This window comes from Asanoa sp. NPDC049475 (assembly GCF_040676915.1).
Classification (GTDB): domain Bacteria; phylum Actinomycetota; class Actinomycetes; order Mycobacteriales; family Micromonosporaceae; genus Asanoa.
The window spans coordinates 26,059-51,286 of the sequence record NZ_JBFAPY010000007.1 but is presented as its reverse complement, the minus strand read 5'-3'; the positions used below and the strand labels follow the sequence as shown (position 1 = coordinate 51,286).

Genomic DNA, 25,228 nt, shown 5'->3' with positions numbered 1-25,228 from the left:
GCATCACGGGAACGCGGAACGGTCAGCTGGCGCGCGCCGCGACCGGCATCGCCTGGACGCCGATGCGGCGTGGCGCGTTGCGTAGGTCGTTCGGCGAGCGCAACTGCCGCAGGCCGCTGACCTGCACGAAGATCGAGCGCCGCTCGACCGCGTCGCCTGCCGCGTTGAGCTCGTAGCCGTCGAGCCAGACCCAGCCGTCATAGGTCGGCCAGTCGTGGACGCGGATTACGCGGAAGAGAAGCGGGTCGATGAACTGGACGCTCGCCGCGCGCGTCACGTGCAGCACGTCACCGGAGCGAGGAAGCACATCAACTCCTGTTCCGAAGCCGTTGATCGAGGTAACTCAGAATCGGGGAGGACTCGAGAAAGGCCGCCGGGGAGAACTGATCTTTCAGAAACGCTGAGTGACCCGTGGCATACGTAGAGAGTGCACCAACAACATGATCAATGCAAGTTGCACTTTGGTAGTGCTTTCGTGGCCTCTTGCGGCCGCGATGGTCCTTGATGTCCAACCGATTAGCGCGTCAGACTGAAGCCGCATCACTCAGCGACCGTCGCATTTCGCGTAGCTCGCCGCGTTCGTCCGATTTGGTCCGTTCCCGCGGCGGGTGCGGACGCTAACGTCTTTCCGCACCTGTCCGGAGGTGACCCGGTGACCGAGCGCCGGAGCCCGACCATCCGCCGTCGGCGACTAGGCGCCGAGCTACGACGTCGCCGAGAGGGAGCGGGCGTCACCATCGACGGCGTCGCTGAGCGGCTCGAATGCTCCGCGTCGAAGATCTCGCGCATCGAGACCGGCCATACCTCCGCGACCCCGCGCGACGTCCGGGACATGCTCGCCATCTACGGCATCACCGGCCCGGAGTGCGAAGAACTGGTGCAGATCGCCCGCGAGGCGAGACAGAAAGGCTGGTGGCATCCATACGGGGCGGTGCTGGCCGGCGCCTATGTCGGGCTCGAAGCGGCCGCGCATTCGATCCGCGCGTACGAACACCAAGTGGTGCCCGGTCTCCTGCAGACCGAGGACTATGCGAAAGCCATGATCCGCGCTGCCCGGCCGGACTTCACCACCGAAGATGTAGACAAAAGGGTGAGTGTCCGTCGCGCTCGCCAGTCGTTATTGAAAGAGGACGACCCCATCGACCTGTGGTTCGTTCTTGATGAAGCTGTGGTGAGCCGGCCTGTAGGGGGTGATGCCGTCATGCGGGCCCAACTGGAAAGGCTTGTGAAGGCGGCAGAGTCCCCGAATGTGACCTTGCAGATCCTGCCCTTCGAGGCAGGTGCTCATGCCGGTATGGACGGCACGTTCGCCATTCTGGAATTCCCCGAGCCGAGTGACCCTGAAGTGGTCTACGCGGAGAACGCCACCGGGGGCCTCTTCATCGAGAAGAGCGACGAGTTGCGGAAGTACGTCTTCATCTTCGACCACATCCGTGCGGCCGCACTCCGCCCCGAGGAGTCGGTCGCCTACATCGCAAAGCTAGCTAAGGAGCCACTGTGGAAGGCGAGACCAAGGGGTTTCATGTCGATCTGACCGGCGCGGTCTGGCAGAAGAGCACCCGTAGCGGGCCCAACTGCGACAACTGCGTCGAGGTCGCGTTCGTACCGGGTGCGGTTGCCGTCCGCGACTCGAAGAACCCGACCGGACCGGCCTTGCTGTTCACCATCGACGAATGGGACGCGTTCGTCGGTGGCGCCAAGGACGGCGAGTTCGACCTGTAACCCAGCCCCAAGCCCCGTAAAACCAGGCGCCCTCCACCACGGAGGGCGCCTACTTTCGTCGAGGGGCCGTCGCCGTCACAGCGCCGGGTCGTTGTACCAGAAGACACGGTAAATGCCAGGTCAACCCGCCGAGCGGGTTAATCCGAACGAGCAGGCAGGCGACAAAGGAATGACCATGCCCGACAACCTCGGAAACGGTTCGGCGGCGCAGGAGCGGTTCACCGGGCCCTATCGCAAGACCCGGCGCGAGGCGGCCCTGACCATCGAGGCGCCGGCGGACCGCGAGCCGGACCGGGTGGTGCGCCAGGGGCTCCCGGCGGACCTCAACACCGGCAGCGCCGCCGGCGACCGGCCCGCGCTGGAGGCCGTCTACCCACCACAGTGGAACCCCGAGCAGGAGGCGCTCATCGCCGACCACCCGCTGCTGCGGGGCCTGCTGCTGGAGCTTCCGCCCAAGGGCAGCATCCCGACCGCCGGATGGCTCGACCGCTGGTTCGAGGCCGCCCGGTCGATCCTGGAGCTGCTCTACCTACAGGACGCCAACCGGCCGCGCTAGGCGCTCCGGCCGCGCCACCGCACCCTCGGCGAGGCGGCTGTGCCGCAGCGCGTCCCGCACGCCGATGCCGGCGACGACCAGACCGGCCGCGGTCAACACCGCACCCAGCACCGCCGGCACCGTCAACGCGACCAGGCCGGCCGCGGCCAGCACGGCCGCGACTCCCGCGAGCGCGGTGATCTGGATCGGCAGGGCGAGCAACGGGTGCGCCGCCGTGGCACGGAGCCCGGGCGGCGTGGGAGTGTGCGGCGCCGTCGCGAACGCGGCGGCGCCGCGGCGTACCCGGCCGATCCGGCGCAGCGAGACGAAGGCGACGGCCAACGCGGGCACCACGAACGGCACGACCGCCGGCACGAGGTCGCCGTAGCCGGCCAGTCCGGCCAGTCCGATGCCGGCCAGCACCGCGAGCAGCGCGCCGACCAGCAGTTGCAGGCGAGCGGCCCGGCGCCGGAGCACGGCGGCGGTGGTGGCGCGCGGCAGCAGGTCGGCGAGTGCGGCCGCGGCGAGCGCGGCGGCCGCGATGGCGGCGGTCAGTGCCAGTTCGGTCCCCATGCCTAAGACCCTCGTCGATCGGCGGAGTCCGCACATCCGGGCCGCACCCGGGGCCGACCCGCAGAACCGCCCCGTAGGGGCCAGCAAAATTCGACATCTGTCTACTTCTCCCCAAGCCGCATAACCTCACCATCGATCGGTGAACGCCGATATCCCGCCACGAGCGGGACGGCCGGTCCACCGATCGGAGGGGAGGAGGGAGATGAGACTCCCGCGCAAGTTCATCCTGGTCGGGGTAAGTGCCCTGACCGCGTTCGCGTTCTCCGCGCCGGCGGCCGCCGCCGAGCCGAGTGGAACGATCCTGCACGTCGGTGGCGACACGGCCGTGGCAGACAGCTACATCGTCGTCTTCAAGGACAGCGCGGTCGCTCGATCGAGCGTCGACGGCAGCGCGGCGACACTCGCCGGCAAGCACGGTGGCAGTGTGGTGCGCACGTACCGCGCGGCTCTGCGTGGCTTCGAGCTCAAGGCCAGCGCCGCACAGGCCAAGAAGATCGCGGCCAACCCGAACGTCGCGTACGTCGAGCAGAACCACACGGTGCACGCGTTCGGCACGCAGACCAACCCGCCGTCGTGGGGGCTGGACCGGATCGACCAGCGCAACCTGCCGCTGAACCAGTCCTACACCTACCCGAACACGGCGAGCAACGTGCACGCGTACATCGTCGACACGGGCATCCGGACCACCCACCAGGACTTCGGTGGGCGGGCGACCAGCGGCTTCGACGCCGTTGACGGCGGTGCGGCCGACGACTGCAACGGGCACGGCACGCACGTGGCCGGCACGGTCGGCGGCGGCGCGTACGGCGTGGCCAAGGGTGTGCAGCTCGTCGCGGTGCGGGTGCTCAACTGTCAGGGCAGCGGCACCAACGCGCAGGTGGTCGGCGGCATCGACTGGGTGACCGCCAACGCGATCAAGCCCGCGGTGGCCAACATGAGCCTTGGCGGCGGCGCGAACACCGCCATCGACAACGCCGTTAACAGCGCGATCAACTCCGGTGTCACGTTCGCGATCGCGGCGGGCAACGGCAACATCTTCGGCCAGCGTCAGAACGCCTGCAACTACTCGCCGGCCCGGGTGCCCAACGCCATCACCGTCGGTGCGACCCAGAACAACGACGCGGCGGCCTCGTTCTCGAACTTCGGCACGTGCGTCGACATCCTCGCCCCGGGCGTCAACATCACCTCGTCCTGGTCGACGGGCGACACCGCCACCAACACCATCAGCGGTACGTCGATGGCGACCCCACACGTCGCCGGAGTGGCCGCGCTCGTGCTCTCGGCCAACCCCGGCTGGAGCAACCAGCAGGTACGCGACTACCTGGTCAACAACTCGACACCCAACGTCGTGACGAACCCCGGCACCGGGACCCCGAACCGGCTGCTCTTCGTGGTCAACGACGGCACGCCGCCGGCTAACGACTTCGGCGTCTCGGTGTCACCGGCCTCGGGCTCGGTGGCGGCGGGCAGCGCGGCGAGCACGACGGTCAACACAGCCACGACCTCCGGCTCGGCGCAGTCTGTCACGTTTTCGGCGAGCGGGCTCCCGTCCGGCGCGTCAGCGAGCTTCAGCCCGGCCTCCGTCACGTCGGGCGGCTCGTCGACACTGACCATCTCCACGTCGGCCTCCACGCCGTCGGGCACCCATGCCGTCACGGTCACCGGCACGGGTGCGGCCGGTGCGCGGTCCGCGACCTACTCGCTCACGGTCACGGGTGGCACGGGCGGTGGTTGCTCCGGCACCAACGGCACGGACGTGGCCATCCCGGACAACAACTCCAATGTGTCCAGCACGATCGCCATCTCCGGCTGCGGACGTGCGCCGTCAAGCTCGTCGACCGTGGCCGTCAACATCGTGCACACGTACCGCGGCGATCTGGTCATCGACCTGGTCGCCCCGGACGGCACCGCGTTCCGCCTGAAGAACAGCAGTTCGCTGGACAGCGCCGACAACGTCAACGCGACGTACACCGTCAACCTGTCCGGTGAGTCCGCCAACGGCAACTGGCAGCTTCGGGTGCGCGATGTCTACAGCACCGATACCGGCTACATCAACACCTGGACGTTGACCCTCTAACCCGTCGACAAAAGGAAAGCGGCTCCGGCGGCCGGGGCCGCTTTCTTTTGTCCGAGCGTTGCTCGATCTTGACTAACAGACATCTGTTCATGTCTTCCTCTGCCGCATAGCCTCAGCTTCGGTCTGCGGACGGCCATGTCACAAACACGGGGCGGCCGATGCGCGGACAGGAGGGGAGAACGGGAGATGAGACTCCCACGAAAGTCCATTTTGGTCGGAGTGAGCGCCCTGACGGTGTTCACCTTCGCCGCCCCCGCGGTCGCCGCCGACCCGAGCGGCGTGGTGCGTCGGGCCGGTGGCTCGACCGCGGTCGCCGACAGCTACATCGTCGTCCTCAAGGACAGCGCGGTGGCGCCGACCGCCGTTGACGGCAAGGCCAAGACGCTGACGGTCCGGCTCGGTGGCACCGTGCGCCACATCTTCCGCAACGCGTTGCGCGGCTTCGAGGTGCAAGCCAGCGCCGCGCAGGCGAAGAAGATCGCGGCCGATCCGAGCGTCGCCTACGTCGAGCAGAACCACACGGTTCGGGCGTACGGCACCCAGACCAACCCGCCGTCGTGGGGCCTTGACCGGATCGACCAGCGGAACCTGCCGCTGAACCAGTCCTACACGTACCCGAACACCGCGGGCAACGTGCACGCCTACATCATCGACACGGGCGTCCGGACGACCCACCAGGAGTTCGGCGGTCGGGCCACCAGCGGCTTCGACGCGATCGACGGCGGCACGGCCGACGACTGCCACGGGCACGGCACGCACGTGGCCGGCACGGTCGGCGGCAGCACGTACGGCGTGGCCAAGGGTGTGCAGATCGTCGCGGTGCGGGTCCTGAACTGCGCGGGCGAGGGCACCGACGCCCAGGTGATCGCCGGCATCGACTGGGTCGCGGCCAACGCGGTCAAGCCCGCCGTGGCCAACATGAGCCTCGGTGGCGACGCCAGCGCAGCCCTCGACACGGCGGTCAACGGCGCGATCAACACGGGCATCACCTTCGCGGTGGCCTCCGGCAACGGCGACATCTTCGGCCGTCGGCTCAACGCCTGCAACTTCTCACCGGCCCGCGTGCCCGCCGCGATCACGGTCGGCGCCACGCAGATCAACGACGCGGCGGCGTCGTTCTCGAACTACGGCAACTGCGTCGACATCCTCGGCCCGGGCGTCAACATCACCTCGTCCTGGTCGACGAGCAACACCGCCACCAACACCATCAGCGGCACGTCGATGGCGACACCGCACGTCGCCGGAGCGGCGGCCCTGCTGCTCTCGAGCAACCCGAGCTGGACCAACCAGCAGGTGCGTGACTACCTCGTCACCAACTCGACCCCCAACGTCGTGACGAACCCCGGCACAGACACGCCAAACCAGTTGCTCTTCATCAAGGACGCCCCGCCAGCCAGCGACTTCGGGGTCGTGCTCGCGCCGCCCTCGGGTGCCGTGCTGGTCGGTGGTTCGGCGACGGTCGCGATCGGCATCAACAGCACCGGTCCGACCCAGTCGGTCGCGCTGACCGCGAGCGGCCTGCCGACCGGCGCCACGGCCAGCTTCGACCCCGCCACGGTCACCTCGGGCGGTTCGTCGACGCTGACCATCGCCACCTCGGCCGGGACCCCTGCCGGCACCTACCCGGTGACCGTGACGGGCACCGGCACGTCGGGCACCCGCTCGGCCACCTACACGCTGACGGTGGTCGCCGGTTCGGGCGGCTGCTCCAACAGCACCGACGTCGACCTGGCGATCCCGGACCTGGGCGGGGCGGTGTCGAGCTCCAACTGGATCCTGGGCTGTGACCGCAACGCGTCGGCCACCTCCACCGTGGCAGTCGACATCGTGCATGCCTTCCGCGGCGACCTGCTGATCGACCTCGTGGCTCCCGACGGCACGAAGTACCGGCTGAAGAACGCCAGCCCGTACGACACCCGCGCCAACGTCAACGCGACCTACACGGTCAACGTGTCGGGTGAGGCGGCGAACGGCAACTGGAAGCTGCGGGTGCAGGACCTGTTCGGTGGCGACGCCGGATACGTCAACAGCTGGACGTTGAACCTCTAGACAGGGAACTCGGAGAGCGGCTCCGTCGCCGGTGGCGGCGGGGTCGCTTTCCATATGCCGAGCTTCTGCGCGAAGAGCCGGCTCAGGTAGGCCGGGTTGAGGATCACGTAACGGCGCCACAGCCGGCGCGGCTCGAGGCCCAGTCGCCAGAGCCACTCCAGCGCCGCGCGCTGCATCCACGCCGGCGGCTTGCGGAGCAGCCCGGCGTGGTAGTCGAAGGCCGCGCCGACGGCGAGCTGGGGCATGTCGAGCAGCGGGCGCATGGCGTACGCGAAGATCTCCTGCCGCGGGCAGCCGAGCCCGACCAGCACGACCCGGGCGCCGGACGCGCGGATCCGGTCGGCGATCTCGACGGCCTCGCCGGGCCGCGCCGTGCGGAACTTGGACTGCTCGGCGCCGGCGAACTTGAGCGCGGGGAACATCTTCTCCAGCGCCGGGACCAGGCGGGCGAGCGTCTCGTCGGTCGAGCCGTAGAGGTAGACCGGCAGCCCCTCGGCGGCGCAGCGCTCGAGCACCCGCAGGGTCAGCGTCGGGCCGTAGACCCGGTCGGTGAGCCCAGCGCCGTGCAGGAGGTTGAGGCCCCAGCGCACGGGCTGCCCGTCGGGGGTGACCACGTCGAACGAGTTGAGCCGGGCGTTGTGCTGCGGGTCGAGCACGCCGGTCATCACGCCATGCACGGCCAGCGCGGTGAGCGCGAGGGGCCGGCGTTCGTGGGCCGCCTCGATCACGCGGGCGGTGGCGGTCTCGTAGTCGACGGCGTCGACCAGGACGCCGAGGACGCTGTGCCGGCCCTTGTCGATCACGACCCGGGCACCCAGCGGTCGACGTTGGCGTCGTGGATCTCGCGCAGGATCATCGGCACGTCGTAGGTCTGCTTCCAGTCGGGGTAGTGCTCCTGGAAGCGCGCCATGCTGCTGATCCACCACTGGTGGTCGCCCATCCGGGCCTGCTCGACGTAGTTGATCCTCGGCTCCCGGCCGGAGATCTCCTTGGCGATGGCGAACGCCTCGATGTGCGAGGTGTTGGAGTGCCGCCCGCCGCCCAGGTTGTAGATCTGGCCGGAGCGCGGCGCCCGGAAGAACGCCTCGAACGCCGTCAGCACGTCATGGGAGTGGATGGCGTCGCGGACCATCTTGCCCTTGTAGCCGAAAAGGTTGTAGACGCGCTCCTCCATCACGCAGCGCATCACGTAGCCGAGGAAGCCGTGGAGCTCGGCGGCCGAGTGTGCCGGGCCGGTCAGCGTGCCGCCGCGGAACGCGGCCGTCTTCATGCCGAAGTAGCGGCCGTACTCCTGGACCATCACGTCGCCCGCGACCTTGCTGACCCCGAAGATCGAGTGCATGGAGTCGTCGATCGACATGTCCTCGGTCACGCCGCCCGCGTACGGGTGGTCGGACGCGATTTCATAACGAGTTTCGAGCTCGACCAGCGGCAGGCTGTTGGGCCGGTCGCCGTAGACCTTGTTGGTCGAGCAGAAGATGAAGGGCGCGTCGATCGCGTGCGCGCGCGTGTTCTCCAGCACATTCAGGGTGCCGACGGCGTTGACGTCGAAGTCGGTGAACGGCTCCTTCGCGGCCCAGTCGTGCGAGGGCTGGCCGGCGGTGTGGATCACCACGGCGATATCGGAGCCGTATTTCTTGAAGATCTGTTCGAGCCCGGCCCGGTCGCGGATGTCGGTCTCGTAGTGCGTGTAGGCGGTGCCGAGGTCCTTGCCGAGGCTCGCCACGCTCCAGGCGGTCGAGCCGTCCTCGCCGTAGAAGTAGCGCCGCATGTCGTTGTCGATGCCAACGACGTCGAGGCCCAGGCCGGCGAAGTGCCGACTGGCCTCCGAGCCGATCAAGCCTCCGGAACCGGTGACCAACGCGACGGACACGCCTCAACTCCAGGTGCTGCTCGGCAATCAGGGGTGCATAACGTTAAGGCCCCGCGAGTCGCGGAGCCTTAACGTCATGGTGGGGAAGGGGGGAGTTGAACCCCCACGCCCTTTCGGGCACACGGACCTGAACCGTGCGCGTCTGCCATTCCGCCACTTCCCCTGGAACAGCTGCCGGCACATATTACGCTATCCATGCCGGTGGCCGTGGGCGGTTGCCGCTCGCGGCGCCTGGGAAGACTAACACGGAGTTGTCCGCCACTCCGGTGGCGGGCTCGGTCTCCCCAGACGCCGCGAGCGGCAGCGCTCCCACGGCGTTCCGCGGAGACCGGCGAGACAGTCGGTCGGTCGCCATGCGGACTGCATGTGCCCCGGCCGGATACCATCATGGCCTCGGAACCCGAGGAGGAGCCGGTGAGCGTGCTGCAACGCTTCGAGAAGCGTTTGGAAGGCCTGGTCGAAGGGGCCTTCGCCAAGGTGTTCAAGGGGGTCGTCCACCCTGTGGAGATCCTCAACGCCATGCAGCGGGAGGCAGAGGCGCACAAGGCTATCCTGGCCGGCGGGCGGACTCTGGTGCCGAACCGCTACGTGATTGACCTATCTCCCTATGACCACAGCCGGCTCGCGCCGTACGCGGCCGCGCTCGCCCAGGAGCTCGCGCAGTCGCAGGCCGAGTTCATCGGTGAGCAGGCGTGGACGGTCTACGGCGACGTGATCGTCGAGATCGAGCGTGGCGACGGCCTCGACACCGGCATGTTCCGGGTCACGGCCGAGGTCTACACCGGTGGCGACGTCGCCCCGGTGCAGCAGGGCTACGACGCGCCCGGGGGTGGCGGCGGCTATCAGCAGCCGTACGACCAGGGCTACGGCCAGCCGCCGATGCACGGTGGTGGCGGCGGTGCCGGCGGCCGCAACATCCGCCTGGTCTCCGGCGACGGTCGGACCTACCCGCTGCAGATGGGCTCGACCGTGATCGGCCGGGGCGACCAGGCCAACCTGCGCCTCCCCGACGTCGGGATCTCGCGGCGACACGCCCGACTCGACTTCGACGGTGCGCAGGTCGTCCTGACGGACCTCGGGTCGACCAACGGCACGATGGTCAACGGCCAGCGCGTCTCGGCCGTGGCGCTCAACCCCGGCGACATGATCCAGCTCGGCACGACGACGCTGACGTTCCGCGTGGACGGTTAGCCCGTTGGCCGGAGATTTCGTCGTCGAAGTCGCCCGGATCGGATTCCTCATTCTGCTGTGGATCTTCGTGTTCACGGTGGTGGGTGTGATCCGGCGTGACCTCTTCGCCGGGGCCCGATCCAGCAGGCTGGTCGCCGCACCACGGGGGGTGGGTGCGTCGACCGGCCAATCGCGGCCGGCCAAGGTGAAGCGGGGCCGCGCGGCTCACCAGCTCGTGGTGACCGCGGGACAGCTCGCCGGCACGCGAATCACGCTCGGTGACGGCCAGATTACGATCGGCCGCGCCGAGGATTCGACACTGGTGATCACCGACGATTACGCGTCGGCGCGTCACGCCCGGCTTGTTCCCAGGTCAGGGCAGTGGTTCGTGGAAGACCTGGGCTCGACGAACGGGACGTATCTCGATCGCGCTAAGGTCACCGGACCGACCCCCGTCCCCCTCGGCGTGCCGATCCGTATCGGCCGCACTTCACTCGAGTTACGGCCATGACACTGACACTGCGTTACGCGGCCCGCAGTGACCGCGGTCTGATCCGGGACGGAAATCAAGACTCCGTCTACGCCGGACCGCGGCTGCTCGCCGTTGCCGACGGCATGGGCGGCATGGCCGCCGGTGACGTCGCGAGCAACATCGTCATCGGAGCCATGGCCCCGCTCGACGAGGACGTCCCTGGTGACGCCCTCGTCGACGCGCTGCGCACGGCTGTCGATACCGCCAACCAACAACTGCGCGACACTGTCGATGCCAACCCGCAGCTCGAGGGCATGGGCACCACGCTCACCGCCATCCTGTTCTCGGGCAGCAAGATCGGCATGGTGCACATCGGTGACTCGCGCGCCTACATGCTCCGCGACGGCGAGTTCGCGCAGATCACCAAGGACGACACGTACGTCCAGATGCTCGTCGACGAGGGCCGGATCAGCGCCGAGGAGGCCAGCAGCCACCCGCAGCGGTCGCTGCTCACCCGCGCGCTCGACGGCCGCGACATCGACCCCGAATACTCCGTCCGTCAGGTGCTCCGCGGCGATCGCTACCTGATCTGCAGCGACGGGCTCTCCGGCGTGGTCAGCGCCGAGACGATCGCCGAGTCGCTGCGCGACTTCGTCGACCCGCAGCAGTGCGTCGAGCGGCTGGTCGCGCTCGCCCTGCGCGGCGGCGGTCCGGACAACATCACGGTGGTCGTCGCGGACGCCACCGACCAGGACATCGTCGAGCAGGCGCCGATCGTCGGCGGTGCGGCGGCTCGCGACCGGGGCAACACGACCTCGGCCAGCCCCGACACCCCGGCCGCGCGCGCTTCGGCGGCGCTCTCGGCGCCGCGGGCGGCGGTCCCCGACCAGAACCTGCCGGCCGAGGCCAACGGCCGTGCCGGCGCGCACGAGGACGACGGCGACCGGCGTCGCCGGCGGCCGGTGCGCACCGCGGTGCTGCTCGGCGTGCTGCTGATCATCCTCGGCGGCGGCCTCTGGGCCGGGTGGCGCGTCACCCAACAGCAGTTCTACGTCGGTGCCACCGAGGAGGGCCAGCTCGCCGTGTTCCGCGGGGTGCCGGGCCAGATCGCCGGCGTCGACCTGTCGAGCGTGCAGTCCACCAGCGCCACCAGCCTCGACGAGCTCACGACGGTCGCGCAGGAGCGGGTCAAGCAGGGCATCCAGGCCAACAGCGAGGCCGACGCGCAGCGCCGGCTGGCGGAGCTGACGACCGACGACCCGACCAACCCCAACCTCAAGCCGGCCTGCCCGACCCCGACCACCGCCGGTGAGCAACTGACCACCCCGACGGTGCCGCCGGCCAGCCCGACGACCGTGGCGACGGCGCCGACCAGCACGCCGCCGACCGGGATCGGCTCAGCGACCGCGGTGCCTGACGGGACGCCGACCGACACTGTTCCACCGGTCATCGATCCGGCGGACTGCCGGCCGTCCAACTGACATCGTGAGTTCGCAGGCCGGTTCGGTTAACACACCCGCGGCGACGGGTGAGCTTCCGCGCGTCCGTGACGTCCAGACCCGTCGCAACGCCGAGCTGGCTCTGCTCGGCTTCGCGATGGCGCTGGTCGCGGCGTACAGCGCGACCATCCAGCTCACCATGTTCGACACGATCACCGGCAACTTCTGGGTGCCGGCGGCGATCCTGAGCGCCCTGTTCCTCGGCCTGCACCTCGTGGTCCGATACACGGCGCCCTACGCCGACCCGGCCCTCATCCCGGCCGTCGCCCTGCTCAACGGGATCGGCGTGGCGTTCCTGCGCCGGCTCGACCTGGCCGAGGCGCCGGCCGCCGAGCGGCTCACGTACCCGATCTTCGCGGGCACGGGTGGTCGACAGCTCGCCTGGACGCTGATCGCGGTCGTGTTCGCCGCGGTCGTGCTCCTGGTCGTCAAGGACCACCGGGCGATCTCGCGGTACGCGTACACCCTGGGTCTCGGCGGCATCGTCCTGGTGCTGATCCCGGCGCTGCTGCCGGGACGGTTCTCGGAGATCAACGGCGCCAAGCTGTGGATCCGGGTGGGCGGTTTCCAGATCCAGCCGGGTGAGTTCGCCAAGCTGGCCCTGCTCGCGTTCTTCGCCTACTACCTGGTGCGCAAGCGCGAGGTGCTCTCGCTGGCCAGCCGGCGGGTGCTCGGCGTCGACTTCCCCCGCGGCCGCGACCTGGGTCCGGTGCTCGCGGTCTGGGCGGTCAGCCTGCTGGTCCTGGTCTTCGAGAAGGACCTCGGCACCTCGCTGCTCTACTTCGGCATGTTCGTGGTCACGCTCTACATCGCCACCGAGCGGGTGAGCTGGCTGATCATCGGCCTGCTGCTCTTCTTCGGTGGCGCGTACAGCGCCTACCTGCTCGGTGCCTCGGTCGGGGGCCCGTTCGCCAACTTCTACCAGCGCGCCGAGATCTGGCTCGACCCGTTCTCCGACCCCTACGAGCGCGGCTACCAACTGGTCCAGTCGCTGCTCGGGTTGGGCAGCGGCGGCCTGTTCGGCACCGGCCCGGGCGGTGGCCAGCCGACCAAGATCCCTGAGGTGCACAACGACTTCATCTTCGCCGGGCTCGGCGAGGAGATCGGGCTCTTCGGGCTCTCCGCGCTGTTGATCGTCTACCTGTTGATCGTGCAGCGCGGGCTGCGCGCCGGTCTCGCGGTGCGCGACTCGTTCGGCAAGCTGCTCGCCGGCGGCCTGGCCTTCACGCTGGGCTTGCAGGTGTTCGTCATCGTGGGTGGCATCAGCCGGCTGATCCCGCTGACCGGTCAGACCACTCCGTTCCTGTCCGCCGGTGGTTCGTCGCTGATGGCCAACTGGATGCTGATCGCGGTGCTGTTGCGCGTCTCCGACGCGGCACGGCGGCCGGTCGACGGGTCGGCCTCGGCCCGACCGAGCGGCGCGACAGCGAGTGCCCCCGCGCAGCTGCACGGGGCGCCCACGGAGGTGATCAAGCCGTGAACGCACCGCTTCGCCGGGTCGGCGTCGTCGTCCTGGTTCTCTTCGCGCTGCTCTTCGCCAACCTCAACTGGGTGCAGGCCTACAAGGCCGACGAATATCGCAACAGCGACTACAACGGCCGCGTGCAGATCGCCGAATACGAGCGGGAGCGCGGCGTGATCGAGGCCGGCCGCACCGCGCTGGCGACCAGCAAGCCGACCGACGGCGAGCTCAAGTACATCCGGCAGTACCCGGCGGACGAGACCTACGCGCACGTCGTCGGCTACAACCCGGTCAACCTGGCGGCCACCGGCATCGAGCGCAGCGAGGACGAGTTCCTCGCCGGCACCTCCGACGCGCTGGTCGCCGACCGGATCTCCGACCTGTGGACCGGCGAGAAGACGCCGGGCGGCAGCGTGCTGCTCAGCCTCTCCAAGCGGGCCCAGGAGACGGCGTTCAAGGAGATGACCAACAACCGGGTCGGCGCCGACAAGGGCGCGGCGGTGGCGATCAACCCGCGCACCGGCGCGGTGCAGGCGCTGGTCTCGATGCCGAGCTTCGACCCGAACCCGCTGGTGAGCCACGACACGAACGCGGCCGAGGCGGCCTTCGACAAGCTCGACAGCGACCCCGACAAGCCGCTGATCAACCGGGCGCTGGCCGAGACGTACCCGCCCGGTTCGACGTTCAAGGTGATCGACGCGGCGGCGGCCCTGGAGAACGGCTACACCCAGCAAACCCAGATCCCGGCCGGCCCGGTCTACCGGGCGCCGACCTCCGGCACCGACATCCGCAACGCGGCCGCCTCGATCTGCCCCGAGTCGCAGGTCACCCTGCGCGAGGCGTTGACCGAGTCGTGCAACACCGGCTTCGCGCAGCTCGCGGTGGCGCTCGGCGCCGACAAGATCAAGGACGAGGCGCGGAAGTTCGGCTTCGGCCAGACGGACCTCACCTGCGGGCGGCTCAACGCCGAGGGCCTGCCGGTCGCCACCAGCGAGACCGGTGACATCAAGAACCCGGACGGCGGCGACGACCCGGCCGCGCTGGCGCAGAGCGGAATCGGCCAGAACAACGTCCGGATGACCCCGCTCCAGGGTGCGCTGATCGCCTCCGCCGTGGCCAACAACGGCCGGCAGATGCGCCCGTACCTCGTGCAGAAGCTCCTCGGTCCCGACCGCACGACCTCGCACTACACGGCCACGCCGAAGGAGCTCAACGGCTCCGTCGTCAGCAGCGCGGTGGCCCGTGACCTGCAGGACATGATGGTCAACGTCGTCCAGAACGGCACCGGCCGCAACGCCCAGATCGACAACATCGTGGTCGGCGGCAAGACCGGCACCGCCCAGTCCGCGCCGGACCGCAAGGACCACGGCTGGTTCATCGGCTTCGCGATCAAGGACGGCCAGCCGGTCAGCGCGGTCGCCGTCTTCCTCCAGGAGGCCGGCAGCGGCGGCAGCGGGGAGGCGGCCCGGATCGCCGGCCAGATCATGCGCGCGGTGGTCACCGACGCGGAGGGCAGCTGAGGTGATCAGTCCCGGGGTCATGCTCGGCGGCCGGTACCGCCTCGACGAGCGCATCGCCGGCGGCGGCATGGGCGATGTCTGGCGCGGCACCGACGAGGTGCTCGGGCGCACGGTCGCGGTCAAGATCCTGCTGCCCGCCCTGCTCGACGAGCCGGGCTTCGCCGAGCGGTTCCGGGGCGAGGCCCGCACGATGGCCACGATCAACCACCCGGGCGTCGTCGACGTCTACGACTACGGCAGCGATCAGCAGATCGCCTTCCTGATCATGGAGTACGTCGAGGGCGACGCGCTGTCCCGCACCCTGAGCCGGGTCGGCCGGCTGACCCCGGCTCGCACGATGGCCCTCGTCGCACAGGCGGCCGACGCGTTGCAGGCGGCGCACGAGAAGGGCATCGTGCACCGCGACGTCAAGCCCGGCAACCTGCTCGTGCGGCCCAACGGCACGCTGGTGCTGACCGACTTCGGCATCGCCCGCTCGGCGATCGTCGGCCAGCTCACCGCGGCCGGATCGGTGCTCGGCACCGCCTCCTACATCTCCCCGGAGCAGGCCGCGGGTGCGATCGCCACCCCGTCCTCCGACGTGTACGCCCTGGGCGTGGTCGCATACCAGTGCCTGTCCGGGCGCCGGCCGTTCGAGGGCGACAACCCGCTCGAGATCGCCATGAAGCACGTCCGGGAGTCCGCTCGTCCGCTGCCGGGTGACATCCCGCCGGCGATCCGGTCGATCGTCGAGCGCGCGATGGCCAAGGACCCGACCGCCCGCTGGCCCAGCGCCTCGGCGTTCTCGGCCGTGTCCCGGCAGGCCGCGGCGACCCTGGCCGCGCCCGCCCAGCCACACCGCCCGCTCACTCCGGCCTCCCCGCCCACCGCCGGACCGATCTCGGGCGCGCCCGCGTCGCCGGCGATGGCACCGAGTGGGCGAGCCACCGTGCCCGGCCCGGTCAAACCGACCACGCCGCGGAACGTCAACCCGCCTCCGCCGCATCGACCCGCGTCACCCGTGGTGAACAGTGCGGCAGCGCACGGTGGCTACCCGAGCGTGCCGGCAAACCGGCCCCAGGCTCCCGCAGGATACGGTTACGCGTCGGTGCCCGCTGCCGCTCAACCGAGCAGTGGTGGCCGGCGGTTACTGATCGTGTTGGCGGTGATACTCGGTGCGCTGGTGCTGATCTGCGCCGGGGTCATCTCCTACCAGTTGAGCCAACAGAACAGCGGCGCCTCCGGGATGGCTCCCGCGGGGAAAGTAACGACCCCGCTTCATCTACCGGTCGGTGGAACCGAGGCGGCAAATGCCCCGTACCGTCTTGGAGAGCGAATCCTCCACATCGGGATGACAAGCGAAGGAATGTTGACGAGATGACGCAGGCCCGCCTGCTTGGTGGCAGGTATCAGGTCGGCGAGCTGCTCGGATACGGCGGCATGGCCGAGGTGCACCGTGGCCGCGACCTCCGGCTCGGCCGCGACGTCGCGATCAAGATGCTGCGGACCGATCTCGCCCGCGACGCGACGTTCCAGATGCGGTTCCGGCGGGAGGCGCAGAACGCCGCCTCGCTCAACCACCCGGCCATCGTCGCCGTCTACGACACCGGTGAGGAGATCGCCCCGACGGGCGAGACCCTGCCGTTCATCGTCATGGAGTTCGTCAACGGCCGCACCCTCAAGGAGGTGCTGGCCGCCGAGGGCCGGTTGCAGCCGCGCCGGGCTCTGGAGATCACCGCTGACATCTGTGCCGCGCTGGAGTTCAGCCACCGGCACGGCATCATCCACCGCGACATCAAGCCCGGCAACGTGATGCTCACGCAGAACGGCCAGGTCAAGGTCATGGACTTCGGCATCGCCCGAGCCCTGGCCAGCGGCGCGACCACGATGACGCAGACCAGCGCGGTGATCGGCACGGCGCAGTACCTGTCGCCCGAGCAGGCCCGGGGCGAGGCGGTCGACGCCCGCTCCGACGTCTACGCGGCCGGCTGTGTGCTCTTCGAGCTGCTCTGCGGGCACCCGCCGTTCGTCGGCGACAGCCCGGTCAGCGTGGCCTACCAGCACGTCCGGGAAGACCCGCGGGCACCGAGCGAGATCAACCGTGACGTGACGCCGCCGATCGACGCGATCGTGCTCAAGGCGCTGTCCAAGAACCCGCTTAACCGCTACCAGAGCGCCGGCGAGATGCGGGCCGACGTGCTGCGCGCGGCCACTGGCCGGCCGGTCATGGCCACCCCGGTGATGCGCGACCAGGAGACCATGCCGATGGGTGCGGCCAACGCCGCCACGGCCGTGGTCCGCGGGCCGCAGGGCTCCCCGACGCGCACGATCCCGGCCGCCGCGGTCGGTGACGCGCAGCGGCGCAAGCGCTCGAACTGGGTGCTGGCCGTGCTGAGCGTGCTCGGCGTGCTCGCCGTGATCGCGCTGGTCACCGGCCTGCTGGTGCAGCACGGCCGGGGCGAGAAGGTCGCGGTGGCGTCCGTGGTCGGCCAGCCGGTCGCCGCGGCGCAGCAGACGCTCACGACCGCCGGCTTCACGGTGGAGACCTCGCCGAAGGAAGACCCCGAGTGCCGTGAGAACACCGTCACCGAGCAGAACCCGCAGGGTGGCGAGAAGGTGGCGAAGAACAGCACGGTGACGCTGACCGTCTGTGCCGGTCCGGGCACGGTGGAGGTGCCGGATCTCAAGGGCCAGACCAAGGCCGACGTCGAGCGCGAGTTCGAGAGCCGCAAGCTCATTCCCGACTTCGACGAGGTCAACAGCTCGCAGCCGAAGAACACCGTGCTCCGCGTCGACAAGGCCGGCAGCTCGGTCAAGCCCGGCACCAAGATCAAGGTTGAGATCTCCAACGGCCAGCTCAAGAAGGTGCCGAACGTCGTCGGTAAGTCCCGCGAGGTCGCTGAGGCCCTGCTGGGGGCGGCCGGCTTCAAGGTCGACGTCGAGGAAGGCCAGACCGTCCAGAGCGAGAACCTGGCCGACAAGGTGATCGACCAGGACCCCAACGCCGACCAGGAAGCCAAGATCAACGACACGGTGACCATCACCGTGACGGTGTTCGAGGAGCCCGACGACGAGCCGACGGGCGACCCGACCTCGAACCCGCCGGGTGGCAACAACGGCGGCATCGGCGACATCCTGCCCGGCATCGGCGGCGGCAAGCCGATCATCGGCCAGGACCGGGAGCACCAGAACTAGGCGACGCGCACCGGGCGCACCAGGCTTCGGCGGCGCGCGCCGGGCGCGCGAGGATTCGGTGGCGCGCCGGGCGCACCAGGATTCGGCGGCGCGCCGCCGACGGTCAGGCGGCGGCGAACGCGGCCCGGCGGCGGGCGTCGACCTCGGCCGACAGCTCCGGAGCCCGCTCCAGCGCCTCGGGGTGACCGCACGCCGCCAGCCAGTTGGCGAGCATGAGGTGCCCGCCCTCGGTCAGCACCGACTCCGGGTGGAACTGCACGCCCTCGATCGGCAACGTGCGGTGCCGCATGGCCATCACCACGCCGGACTCGGTCGCGCCGGTCACCTCGAGCTCGTCGGGCAGCGTCTCGGGCAGCACGGCGAGCGAGTGGTAGCGGGTGGCGGTGAACGGGTCCGGCAGGCCGCCGAGGACCCCCGCGCCGCGGTGGTGCACCAGCGAGGTCTTGCCGTGCAGCAGCTCCGGTGCCCGGGTCACGGTGGCGCCGAACGCGGCGCCGATGGCCTGGTGACCGAGGCAGACGCCGAAGATCGGCAGCTCGCCCGCGTATTCCTTGATCACGTCGATGCAGATCCCGGCCCGCTCGGGCGTGCCCGGCCCGGGCGAGAGCAGCACCCCGGCGGCGCCGGCGCGGCCGACGTCGGCCAGGTCCAGCTCGTCGTTGCGACGCACGTCACAATCGACGCCCAACTGGCCCAGATATTGCACCAGGTTGAAGACGAACGAGTCGTAGTTGTCGATCACCAGCACGCGCATGGCGTTACCTCGGAAGCGGGTTGTCGGTCGCGGTCGAGTACGGGATGTCGTGGTCGTCGAGGCCGGACTCGCGCGGGTCGGGCGACTGGCCGGTCAGGCCCGGGTCGCCGACGCCCGGTGCGCCCGGCACGCCGCCCTCCTGGGTCACCTGCACGTCGTCGAACGGCAGCAGCGGCTCGGCCCACGGGAACACGACGAACCAGAACAGCGCGAGTATGCCCGTGATCAGTACGAGCGAAGTCACCAGCTTGCCGAAGACGCCGTCGAACGGCAGCTTGCGCCAGATCCACGCGTACATCGCTCAGCCTCCCAGCTCGGCCGGGTCGCCCTGCGACTTCGGCTGGCTGCGCACCAGTTCGCCGTGCACGATCAGGCGCTGGTAGTTGTCGAACTTCGGGTTGCAGGTGGTCAGCGTGACCATCGCCTTCGTCGGCTTCGAGCCTGGCAGCATCGGCACCGGCGCGACCACCTCGACCTGGGTCGGCTTGACGATCCGGGTCTTCACGACGTGGTAGACGTACCAGTTTTCCTTGTCCTCGACCACGATCGAGTCGCCGTTCTTCAGCTCGTCGAGGCGCCAGAAGGTGGCCCGGTTGCGGTGTCCGGCGACGGAGAAGTTGCCGACCTGGCCCGGCAGCGCCGTGTCCGGGTAGTGCCCGGGCGCGTAGCGGATGTCGGCCTGGGTGACCCCGTCGACGACCACCCAGTTCTGGTCGAGGGCCGGGATGTAGAGCTTCGCGATGCCATGGATCTTGGAGCCGAGGCCGCCCGTTCCGGCGGTCGGGCCGACCGTCGGGTCGTCGCCCGGCTCGTTGGCCCACTGCTGCTCGAGCGCCTGGGCGAGGCCGTCCTGCTTGCCGCCCTGGACGACTCCGACACCCCAGACCTCGTACGCCGCGAACAGCAGCACCACCAGGCCCAGGGTGATCATCAGCTCGCCGCCGACGCGGATGCCGGCGCGGATGCGCGACCACACGGTCGGGCGGGTGAGCTCTGAGTAGACGCTCTTGTAGTCGTCGCCGACGTTCTCCGCCCGCAGCCGCACGACGCGCTCACCGCGGCGCGGCGTCACCGGCGGGGGGAGGTCGGCCGGGTCCGGCTTCTCCGGCGCCGGCGGCACTGCTCCCATCACGGTCGTCATGTCGGGCGACTGGGTGGCAAGCGCCTTCGGGACGACGGCGGTCTGCTCGACGACCTTGGGGATCACCGCCGTGGCGTCCGGCACCGTCGGCACCTTCGGGATGACCGCCGTCGCGTCCGAAACTCGCGTCGGGCTCGGCGTGACCTTCGGGATGACCACCGTCACGTCCGGGCCGGCGGGCTCGGGCGCCGGTGGCCGCAGCGTCGGGCCGGGCGTCACCGGAACGTCCCGCACCGGGTTGCGCAGACCGCTGTCGAGCGGGCGCGGGTGTGGCCGGGTGGTCGGCGCCGGGCGCGTCACCGGGTCCGCCGCGGGCCGGTCGGTGACCCGGGGGATGACCGCGGTCGCGTCGTTGACCTCGGGCGCGCGGTGGCGGCCGTTCTGATCGCCCGTCATGACGGCAAAAGCCTCATGAAGTCACCTTCGCTGATCGGAGGGCGCTGGACCCTTCGAACGCGGGTATCGTCACGTCCTTCTCCACCGTCTCTTGATAGCCCAGCTGGAAGTGGTCCACAGCGTCTTTGAAGAGACGTACGCCGTCGGATTCTCCCAATGCCTGTCGCATCGCGCTGGGATCACCGATCGCCGTGATCACGAACGGTGGTGAATAGACACGTCCGTGCAGGAGCAAGGTGTTGCCGACGCAGCGTACCGCGCTGGTGGACAGGACCCGGACACCCATGATCGACATGGCCTCGGCCCCGCCGGCCCAGAGCGCGTTGACGGCGGCCTGCACGTCGCCCTGGTGGACCACCAGATCGTCGGGGCGAACCCCGTCCGGCCGGTCACCCGACCGCTGAGGCGCGTCGTCGAGCCGGACGGTCAGCCCGGGGCCGTGCACGGCGGTGAACCCGGCGGCCGGTTCCATGCCCTGCGCCCGCTGGCTCTCGGCGCGGATCGGCCCGTCGGTGCGCGCCAGGGAGTCGGTCTGGTCCTTGACCGCCTCGGCGAGCTCGCGCGCCCGTTGCTGGCTGGCGGTGACCCGGTCGCGCTCCTCGTTGACCACCTGGGCCAGCCGGGGGCGGCGATCCTCGCGCAGCGCTGTACCGTCTGCCGTGCGCGCGGTGGTGGTGAAAAGGAGCCCGGCGGCCAGCGCGATCAGCGGCACCAGGGCCGACCAGACCGTGCGGGGCTTCCTGGCCCGCGCCACCCGGCGCAGACCGGCCCGCCACATAGACGAGTTCGGCACCGGCTCCTCCTCGTGCACGCTGGTCGATCCGGTGGCTGGGATTATTCCCATAACCTGGTGCCGCCCGTCCATGGCCGCGACGCGCCGCGTTGATTACGCTAGCTGGCGAACATTATTGGCCATGGACCGTCGCCGGTTGACAGGCCCGAGCGAGGACCACAACCAGGAGAGAGCGTCGTGCCCAAGTCGCAGGTTCGCAAGAAGAAGGTCTACACCCCTCCGACCGACGTACGCCCGTCGTCGGTCGCGGCGAGCCGCAAGCCCAGCCCGCGGTGGCTCCCGGTGACCGGGGTCGCACTGATCGTGTTCGGGATCGCCTGGCTGGTGGTCTACTACCTCTCTGACACCGACTACCCCGTGGCGTCGTGGAGCTACTGGAACCTGGCGATCGGCTTCGGTGCGATGGTCGCCTCGCTCGCTGTGTTCAGCCGCTGGCGCTGATCTCCGATTTACTAAGGTGATCTGAAGACCGGGTGCGGCATACCTCACGTTACTGACAAGTAACTTCTGCCGTAACCTGGTCCTCAGCCACACCTAGGCCAACGGAGGCTGCGCGCATGGGCGTCGTCGAGATCATCTGTACGACCATCGCTGGTCTCATCACGCTTGTCGCGGTCGCGCTCGCCGTCCGCGCTGTCACGCGGATGCTTGCCGTCGTCCGACTCGGCCAGCCGGACCCGGCCCGGCTCGGCTCCTGGGGCGCCCGCACGAAGGTCATGCTCAAGGAGACCGCGGGCCACACCCGGATGCTCAAGTGGTCGGCGATCGGCGCGGCGCACTGGTTCGTGATGGCCGCGTTCATCGTGCTCTCGCTGCTCGTGCTCGAGGCCTACTTCGAGGTGGTCTCGCCGACGGGCCACATCCCCTGGCTGTCGGGCTGGGTGGTGTTCGGCTTCGTCACCGAGATCCTCGGCATCCTGGGCATCCTAGGCATCCTCTACCTGATCTCGGTGCGGCTGCGGAACCGCCCGGGCAAGGCACGCGGCCTGTCCCGGTTCACCGGCTCGACCATGTGGCAGGGCTACTTCGTCGAGTGGGTCATCGTCGGCGTCCTGGTCTGCGGGTTCCTGATCCGCGGCTTCAAAGCGGCGGGCGACCACCTGGACTTCCCCACCTGGGCCGCGCCGCTCTCGCACGGCCTGGGCTCGGTGCTGCCGGCCTGGGAGTCCGGGGCTCCGGTGGTGGCCGCGATCAAGATCGTCATCTCGATGACCTGGCTCATCGTGATCTCGTTGAACGTGACGATGGGTGTCGCCTGGCACCGCTTCCTGGCCTTCCCGAACATCTTCTTCAAGCGCGACCCGGCCAAGCCCGCCGGTTCCGGCCTCGGCGCGCTGCGGCCGATGACCTCCAACGGCGCTCCGCTCGACTTCGAGGAGGCCGACCCGGAGAAGGACCAGTTCGGTGTCGCCCAGGTCGAGCAGTTCACCTGGAAGGGTCTGCTGGACTTCTCCACCTGCACGGAGTGCGGCCGCTGCCAGTCGCAGTGCCCGGCGTGGAACACCGGCAAGCCGCTCTCGCCCAAGCTGTTGGTCCTCTCGCTGCGCGACCACGCGTACGCGAAGGCGCCTTATCTTCTGGCCGGCGGTGGCAAGGACCTGACGGGTGAGGAGAAGGCGTCGGCCGAGCAGTTGGCCGGGGTCGACGTGCTGGCCATGGCCGAGGCCGACCGCCCCCTGATCGGCGGGGCGTCCGACGGCGGCGTGATCGACCCCGACGTGCTCTGGTCCTGCACCACCTGCGGCGCGTGCGTCGAGCAGTGCCCGGTCGACATCGAGCACGTCGACCACATCGTCGACATGCGCCGCTACCAGGTGCTGATCGAGTCGTCGTTCCCCTCCGAGGCCGGCGTCATGCTGCGCAACCTCGAGAACAAGGGCAACCCCTGGGGCGCGCCGCCGAACACCCGCGAGGACTGGACCAAGGGCCTGGACTTCGAGGTCAAGCGGGCCGGTGCCGGCGACGACTTCGAATACCTCTTCTGGGTGGGCTGCGCGGGCGCCTTCGAGGACCGCGCCAAGAAGACCACCCGCGCGGTCGCGACGCTGCTGCACGAGGCCGGCGTCGACTTCGCGATCCTGGGTGAGGGTGAGACCTGCACGGGCGACCCCGCCCGACGGATGGGCAACGAGTTCGTCTTCCAGATGCTGGCGCAGCAGAACGTCGAGACCCTCAACGAGGCGGGCGTCAAGAAGATCGTCGCGTCCTGCCCGCACTGCTTCAACACCTTGCGCAACGAGTACGGCGCCCTGGGCGGCAGCTTCGAGGTCGTGCACCACACGCAGCTCCTGGCCGACCTGGTCTCGTCGGGCAAGCTGACCCCGGTGCAGCCCGTCGACGGCGGTGTCACCTATCACGACCCGTGCTACCTGGGCCGGCACAACCGGGTCTTCACCCCGCCGCGCGAGGTGCTGGAGGCCTCGGCCGGTGGCGCGGACCTCGCCGAGATGCCGCGCAACAGCGAGCGCTCCTTCTGCTGCGGCGCCGGCGGTGCCCGGATGTGGATGGAAGAGCGGATCGGCAAGCGCATCAACATCGAGCGCGTCGAGGAGGCCATCTCCACGGGCGCCCACACGATCGCGGTCGGCTGCCCGTTCTGCTTCACCATGATCAGCGACGGCGTGACGGCCAAGCAGGCCGCCGGAGCCACGGACGGTGTCGAGGTGGTCGACGTCGCGACGGTGCTGCTGCGCTCGGTCAAGCCGGAAAGCCCGGCCGCGGCCCAGCCGGAGGCAGCCGCCGCGGGCTGACCCGCACAGGGGAGAACGTCGGTGTGCCGGTCACGAGTGAGGCTGGTCCAGCCGAGCGGCGACATCCTGGTGCGCGTGCCCAGAGCAAGTTGACGCTGTCCGGGCCGAGGACCAACTGACCTTTCGGCCGAGCGGAAGTGAGCCGAACGGACTGTCGTCCGTCCGGGGGCGAGGCCGCGTCTTGATAGGCGCACAGGACGTGCACGACGCCGGCCGGCGACGCCTTTCTCTTCTCGGAAACGGTGCCCCTCATGAACGCGACCTCTTCGCGGAACATCGCCTGCTGGACCGTCCTCGTCGCCGCGGTCGCGCTGACCGCCGCCTGTGAAGCCAAGCCCACGCCCGCCGGGAGTCGACCGGTGGCCTCAGCACCGTCCATCTCGGCCCCGACTTCGATGGCGTCGGCGCCGACCGCCTCGAAACCGGCCACCTCTATCCCCGGTCGCCTGTACTACCTCGAGAGCGAGCAGTTGGTTCAGGTCACCGGGTCCACTGTGCAGACGGTGCTGGCCAGGGAGGCCTACGCGGCCAATCTGTCGCCGGATGGCAGCCAGATCGCCTTCATCGACGGCGACTGGACCGAGCCCGGAAACGTGGTCATCGCCGACCGTGACGGTGGCAACCGTCGCACGGTGTTTCGGGGTGCCGAGCGCGCTGGATTCGAGCCGGCGTGGTCGCCGGACTCGAAGCGCCTGCTGATCTCCAAGCGCCCCGACGCCGGAGAACGAACGATCGGCCTCCTCACGATCGCGACGGGCCGTTTCACGCCGTGGGCCAAGCAATCACCGGTGCTCTCCCACTTTCTGTGGACGGCTGACGGGAAACGCGTCGGGTACGCGCATGGCTCCCAGCTCGCGACGGCTGATCCCGACGGGAGCAACGCTCGTATCGTGCCGGTCTTCGGCTCGACGGACGCGCGGCTGAACCCGCAGCGACGGCGGAGCTCCGACCCGTACAGCATCTCGGCGGACGGCCGGTTGATCTCCGTCTGGCAGCGCACGCACGACGAGGACTCCGGCGACATCGCCCGGGATCTCATCGCTGACGCGATCGTCGACACGCGTACGGGGGAGAACGTCGGTGTGCCGATCAGGGGCGCGATCAACGCGATCCTGTTCCAGCCCAACGGCGACATCCTGGTGCGGACCAAGGGGAAGCTGACCCTCTTCGGTCCGGGCTGGACGGTCAAGGCGGTGGTGGCCGAGCCCGCCGCGGTCAGGGACGCCCAACTGCTCACGTACCGATCCAACTGAGCCAGCTGCCCCGCA

At 69.6% G+C, this 25,228-nt stretch carries 23 protein-coding genes and 1 tRNA gene; 15 read left to right on the top strand and 9 right to left on the bottom strand.

Features of this window, described 5'->3' with window-relative positions; translation table 11 throughout:
• Positions 1–22: 22 nt before the first annotated feature.
• Positions 23–307 (bottom strand): hypothetical protein, encoded by a 285-nt coding sequence (locus AB0J88_RS27530; protein ID WP_364350823.1) that lies wholly within the window; start codon positions 305–307, stop codon positions 23–25.
• A 345-nt stretch (positions 308–652) separates the two neighbouring features.
• Here AB0J88_RS27530 and AB0J88_RS27525 point away from each other — a divergent pair, with 345 nt between their 5' ends.
• From AB0J88_RS27525 to AB0J88_RS27515, 3 genes are all read left to right on the top strand, one after another.
• Positions 653–1,534, top strand: coding sequence for a helix-turn-helix transcriptional regulator (locus AB0J88_RS27525; RefSeq protein ID WP_364350826.1), 882 nt, complete (start codon positions 653–655; stop codon positions 1,532–1,534).
• Positions 1,498–1,722 carry a DUF397 domain-containing protein gene (locus AB0J88_RS27520; protein ID WP_203718317.1) on the top strand — a complete coding sequence of 75 codons (225 nt, stop codon included), beginning with the start codon at positions 1,498–1,500 and terminating at the stop codon, positions 1,720–1,722. Before AB0J88_RS27525 ends, AB0J88_RS27520 begins: the two co-directional genes overlap by 37 nt.
• Before the next feature lie 169 nt (positions 1,723–1,891).
• A complete protein-coding gene (locus AB0J88_RS27515; RefSeq protein WP_364350829.1) occupies positions 1,892–2,278 on the top strand; it encodes a hypothetical protein in 387 nt (128 codons plus the stop codon).
• Here AB0J88_RS27515 and AB0J88_RS27510 read toward each other — a convergent pair.
• A complete protein-coding gene (locus AB0J88_RS27510) occupies positions 2,252–2,830 on the bottom strand; it encodes a hypothetical protein (RefSeq protein ID WP_364350832.1) in 579 nt (192 codons plus the stop codon). The two genes, AB0J88_RS27515 and AB0J88_RS27510, sit on opposite strands and share 27 nt — an antisense overlap.
• A 202-nt stretch (positions 2,831–3,032) precedes the next feature.
• Between AB0J88_RS27510 and AB0J88_RS27505 the strand changes: the two genes are divergently transcribed.
• Together AB0J88_RS27505 and AB0J88_RS27500 are read left to right on the top strand one after the other, a co-directional pair.
• Complete coding sequence (locus AB0J88_RS27505) at positions 3,033–4,907, top strand: S8 family peptidase (protein ID WP_364350835.1); 1,875 nt, start codon at positions 3,033–3,035, stop codon at positions 4,905–4,907.
• Between the two features lie 186 nt (positions 4,908–5,093).
• A complete protein-coding gene (locus AB0J88_RS27500; RefSeq protein ID WP_364350838.1) occupies positions 5,094–6,956 on the top strand; it encodes a S8 family peptidase in 1,863 nt (620 codons plus the stop codon).
• Here AB0J88_RS27500 and AB0J88_RS27495 read toward each other — a convergent pair.
• From AB0J88_RS27495 to AB0J88_RS27485, 3 genes are all read right to left on the bottom strand, one after another.
• Positions 6,953–7,774, bottom strand: a complete 822-nt coding sequence (locus AB0J88_RS27495) for a WecB/TagA/CpsF family glycosyltransferase (protein WP_364351051.1) — start codon at positions 7,772–7,774, stop codon at positions 6,953–6,955. The two genes, AB0J88_RS27500 and AB0J88_RS27495, sit on opposite strands and share 4 nt — an antisense overlap.
• Positions 7,756–8,829, bottom strand: a complete 1,074-nt coding sequence (locus AB0J88_RS27490; RefSeq protein WP_364350841.1) for an NAD-dependent epimerase/dehydratase family protein — start codon at positions 8,827–8,829, stop codon at positions 7,756–7,758. The genes AB0J88_RS27495 and AB0J88_RS27490 overlap by 19 nt, the downstream gene beginning before the upstream one ends.
• 77 nt (positions 8,830–8,906) lie before the next feature.
• Positions 8,907–8,992 (bottom strand) — tRNA-Leu (locus AB0J88_RS27485).
• Positions 8,993–9,216: 224 nt separating this feature from the next.
• Between AB0J88_RS27485 and AB0J88_RS27480 the strand changes: the two genes are divergently transcribed.
• From AB0J88_RS27480 to pknB, 7 genes are all read left to right on the top strand, one after another.
• On the top strand, positions 9,217–10,020 hold the full coding sequence (locus AB0J88_RS27480; RefSeq protein ID WP_363451288.1) for a DUF3662 and FHA domain-containing protein: 804 nt from the start codon (positions 9,217–9,219) through the stop codon (positions 10,018–10,020).
• A gap of 4 nt (positions 10,021–10,024) precedes the next feature.
• Positions 10,025–10,510, top strand: a complete 486-nt coding sequence (locus tag AB0J88_RS27475; RefSeq protein WP_364350844.1) for an FHA domain-containing protein — start codon at positions 10,025–10,027, stop codon at positions 10,508–10,510.
• Positions 10,507–11,952 (top strand): protein phosphatase 2C domain-containing protein, encoded by a 1,446-nt coding sequence (locus tag AB0J88_RS27470; protein ID WP_364350847.1) that lies wholly within the window; start codon positions 10,507–10,509, stop codon positions 11,950–11,952. Before AB0J88_RS27475 ends, AB0J88_RS27470 begins: the two co-directional genes overlap by 4 nt.
• A gap of 115 nt (positions 11,953–12,067) precedes the next feature.
• Positions 12,068–13,450 (top strand): FtsW/RodA/SpoVE family cell cycle protein, encoded by a 1,383-nt coding sequence (locus AB0J88_RS27465; RefSeq protein ID WP_364351054.1) that lies wholly within the window; start codon positions 12,068–12,070, stop codon positions 13,448–13,450.
• Positions 13,447–14,952 (top strand): penicillin-binding protein 2, encoded by a 1,506-nt coding sequence (locus tag AB0J88_RS27460; protein WP_364350850.1) that lies wholly within the window; start codon positions 13,447–13,449, stop codon positions 14,950–14,952. Before AB0J88_RS27465 ends, AB0J88_RS27460 begins: the two co-directional genes overlap by 4 nt.
• 1 nt (position 14,953) lies before the next feature.
• A complete protein-coding gene (locus tag AB0J88_RS27455; protein ID WP_364350853.1) occupies positions 14,954–16,312 on the top strand; it encodes a protein kinase in 1,359 nt (452 codons plus the stop codon).
• Entirely contained in the window at positions 16,309–18,126 is a 1,818-nt protein-coding gene (gene pknB / locus AB0J88_RS27450; RefSeq protein ID WP_364350856.1) for a Stk1 family PASTA domain-containing Ser/Thr kinase, read from the top strand. Before AB0J88_RS27455 ends, pknB begins: the two co-directional genes overlap by 4 nt.
• A gap of 103 nt (positions 18,127–18,229) precedes the next feature.
• On the opposite strand, the gene AB0J88_RS27445 is transcribed toward pknB, so the two are convergent.
• Genes AB0J88_RS27445 through AB0J88_RS27430 form a run of 4 tightly spaced genes read right to left on the bottom strand, consistent with a single transcriptional unit; the run spans position 18,230 to position 21,195 of the window.
• Positions 18,230–18,880: an aminodeoxychorismate/anthranilate synthase component II gene (locus AB0J88_RS27445; RefSeq protein ID WP_364350859.1), complete on the bottom strand. Its 651-nt coding sequence runs from the start codon at positions 18,878–18,880 to the stop codon at positions 18,230–18,232.
• Between the two features lie 4 nt (positions 18,881–18,884).
• Positions 18,885–19,178, bottom strand: coding sequence for a hypothetical protein (locus tag AB0J88_RS27440; RefSeq protein WP_364350862.1), 294 nt, complete (start codon positions 19,176–19,178; stop codon positions 18,885–18,887).
• Positions 19,179–19,181: 3 nt separating this feature from the next.
• The gene (locus AB0J88_RS27435) at positions 19,182–20,417 is read right to left on the bottom strand and encodes a class E sortase (RefSeq protein WP_364350865.1); all 1,236 of its coding nucleotides are present in this window, start codon (positions 20,415–20,417) and stop codon (positions 19,182–19,184) included.
• 13 nt (positions 20,418–20,430) lie between these two features.
• Complete coding sequence (locus AB0J88_RS27430; protein ID WP_364351059.1) at positions 20,431–21,195, bottom strand: DUF881 domain-containing protein; 765 nt, start codon at positions 21,193–21,195, stop codon at positions 20,431–20,433.
• Positions 21,196–21,387: 192 nt separating this feature from the next.
• On the opposite strand from AB0J88_RS27430, the gene AB0J88_RS27425 reads away from it, so the two are divergent.
• From AB0J88_RS27425 to AB0J88_RS27415, 3 genes are all read left to right on the top strand, one after another.
• Positions 21,388–21,651 (top strand): cell division protein CrgA, encoded by a 264-nt coding sequence (locus AB0J88_RS27425; protein ID WP_364350868.1) that lies wholly within the window; start codon positions 21,388–21,390, stop codon positions 21,649–21,651.
• A 116-nt stretch (positions 21,652–21,767) separates the two neighbouring features.
• Positions 21,768–23,960 carry a (Fe-S)-binding protein gene (locus tag AB0J88_RS27420; RefSeq protein WP_364350871.1) on the top strand — a complete coding sequence of 731 codons (2,193 nt, stop codon included), beginning with the start codon at positions 21,768–21,770 and terminating at the stop codon, positions 23,958–23,960.
• Between the two features lie 251 nt (positions 23,961–24,211).
• Positions 24,212–25,213 (top strand): hypothetical protein, encoded by a 1,002-nt coding sequence (locus AB0J88_RS27415; protein ID WP_364350874.1) that lies wholly within the window; start codon positions 24,212–24,214, stop codon positions 25,211–25,213.
• Positions 25,214–25,228: the final 15 nt, after the last annotated feature.

What these genes read in the sequence shown, in the direction of transcription:
- AB0J88_RS27515 (WP_364350829.1), top strand. Translation starts at nt 1,892, where the DNA reads ATGACCATGCCCGACAACCTCGGAAACGGTTCGGCGGCGCAGGAGCGG.
- AB0J88_RS27510 (WP_364350832.1), bottom strand. Translation starts at nt 2,830, where the DNA reads ATGGGGACCGAACTGGCACTGACCGCCGCCATCGCGGCCGCCGCGCTC.
- AB0J88_RS27505 (WP_364350835.1), top strand. Translation starts at nt 3,033, where the DNA reads ATGAGACTCCCGCGCAAGTTCATCCTGGTCGGGGTAAGTGCCCTGACC.
- AB0J88_RS27500 (WP_364350838.1), top strand. Translation starts at nt 5,094, where the DNA reads ATGAGACTCCCACGAAAGTCCATTTTGGTCGGAGTGAGCGCCCTGACG.
- AB0J88_RS27480 (WP_363451288.1), top strand. Translation starts at nt 9,217, where the DNA reads ATGGCCTCGGAACCCGAGGAGGAGCCGGTGAGCGTGCTGCAACGCTTC.
- AB0J88_RS27470 (WP_364350847.1), top strand. Translation starts at nt 10,507, where the DNA reads ATGACACTGACACTGCGTTACGCGGCCCGCAGTGACCGCGGTCTGATC.
- AB0J88_RS27465 (WP_364351054.1), top strand. Translation starts at nt 12,068, where the DNA reads ATGGCGCTGGTCGCGGCGTACAGCGCGACCATCCAGCTCACCATGTTC.
- pknB (WP_364350856.1), top strand. Translation starts at nt 16,309, where the DNA reads ATGACGCAGGCCCGCCTGCTTGGTGGCAGGTATCAGGTCGGCGAGCTG.
- AB0J88_RS27445 (WP_364350859.1), bottom strand. Translation starts at nt 18,880, where the DNA reads ATGCGCGTGCTGGTGATCGACAACTACGACTCGTTCGTCTTCAACCTG.
- AB0J88_RS27440 (WP_364350862.1), bottom strand. Translation starts at nt 19,178, where the DNA reads ATGTACGCGTGGATCTGGCGCAAGCTGCCGTTCGACGGCGTCTTCGGC.
- AB0J88_RS27435 (WP_364350865.1), bottom strand. Translation starts at nt 20,417, where the DNA reads ATGACGGGCGATCAGAACGGCCGCCACCGCGCGCCCGAGGTCAACGAC.
- AB0J88_RS27430 (WP_364351059.1), bottom strand. Translation starts at nt 21,195, where the DNA reads ATGTGGCGGGCCGGTCTGCGCCGGGTGGCGCGGGCCAGGAAGCCCCGC.
- AB0J88_RS27420 (WP_364350871.1), top strand. Translation starts at nt 21,768, where the DNA reads ATGGGCGTCGTCGAGATCATCTGTACGACCATCGCTGGTCTCATCACG.
- AB0J88_RS27415 (WP_364350874.1), top strand. Translation starts at nt 24,212, where the DNA reads ATGAACGCGACCTCTTCGCGGAACATCGCCTGCTGGACCGTCCTCGTC.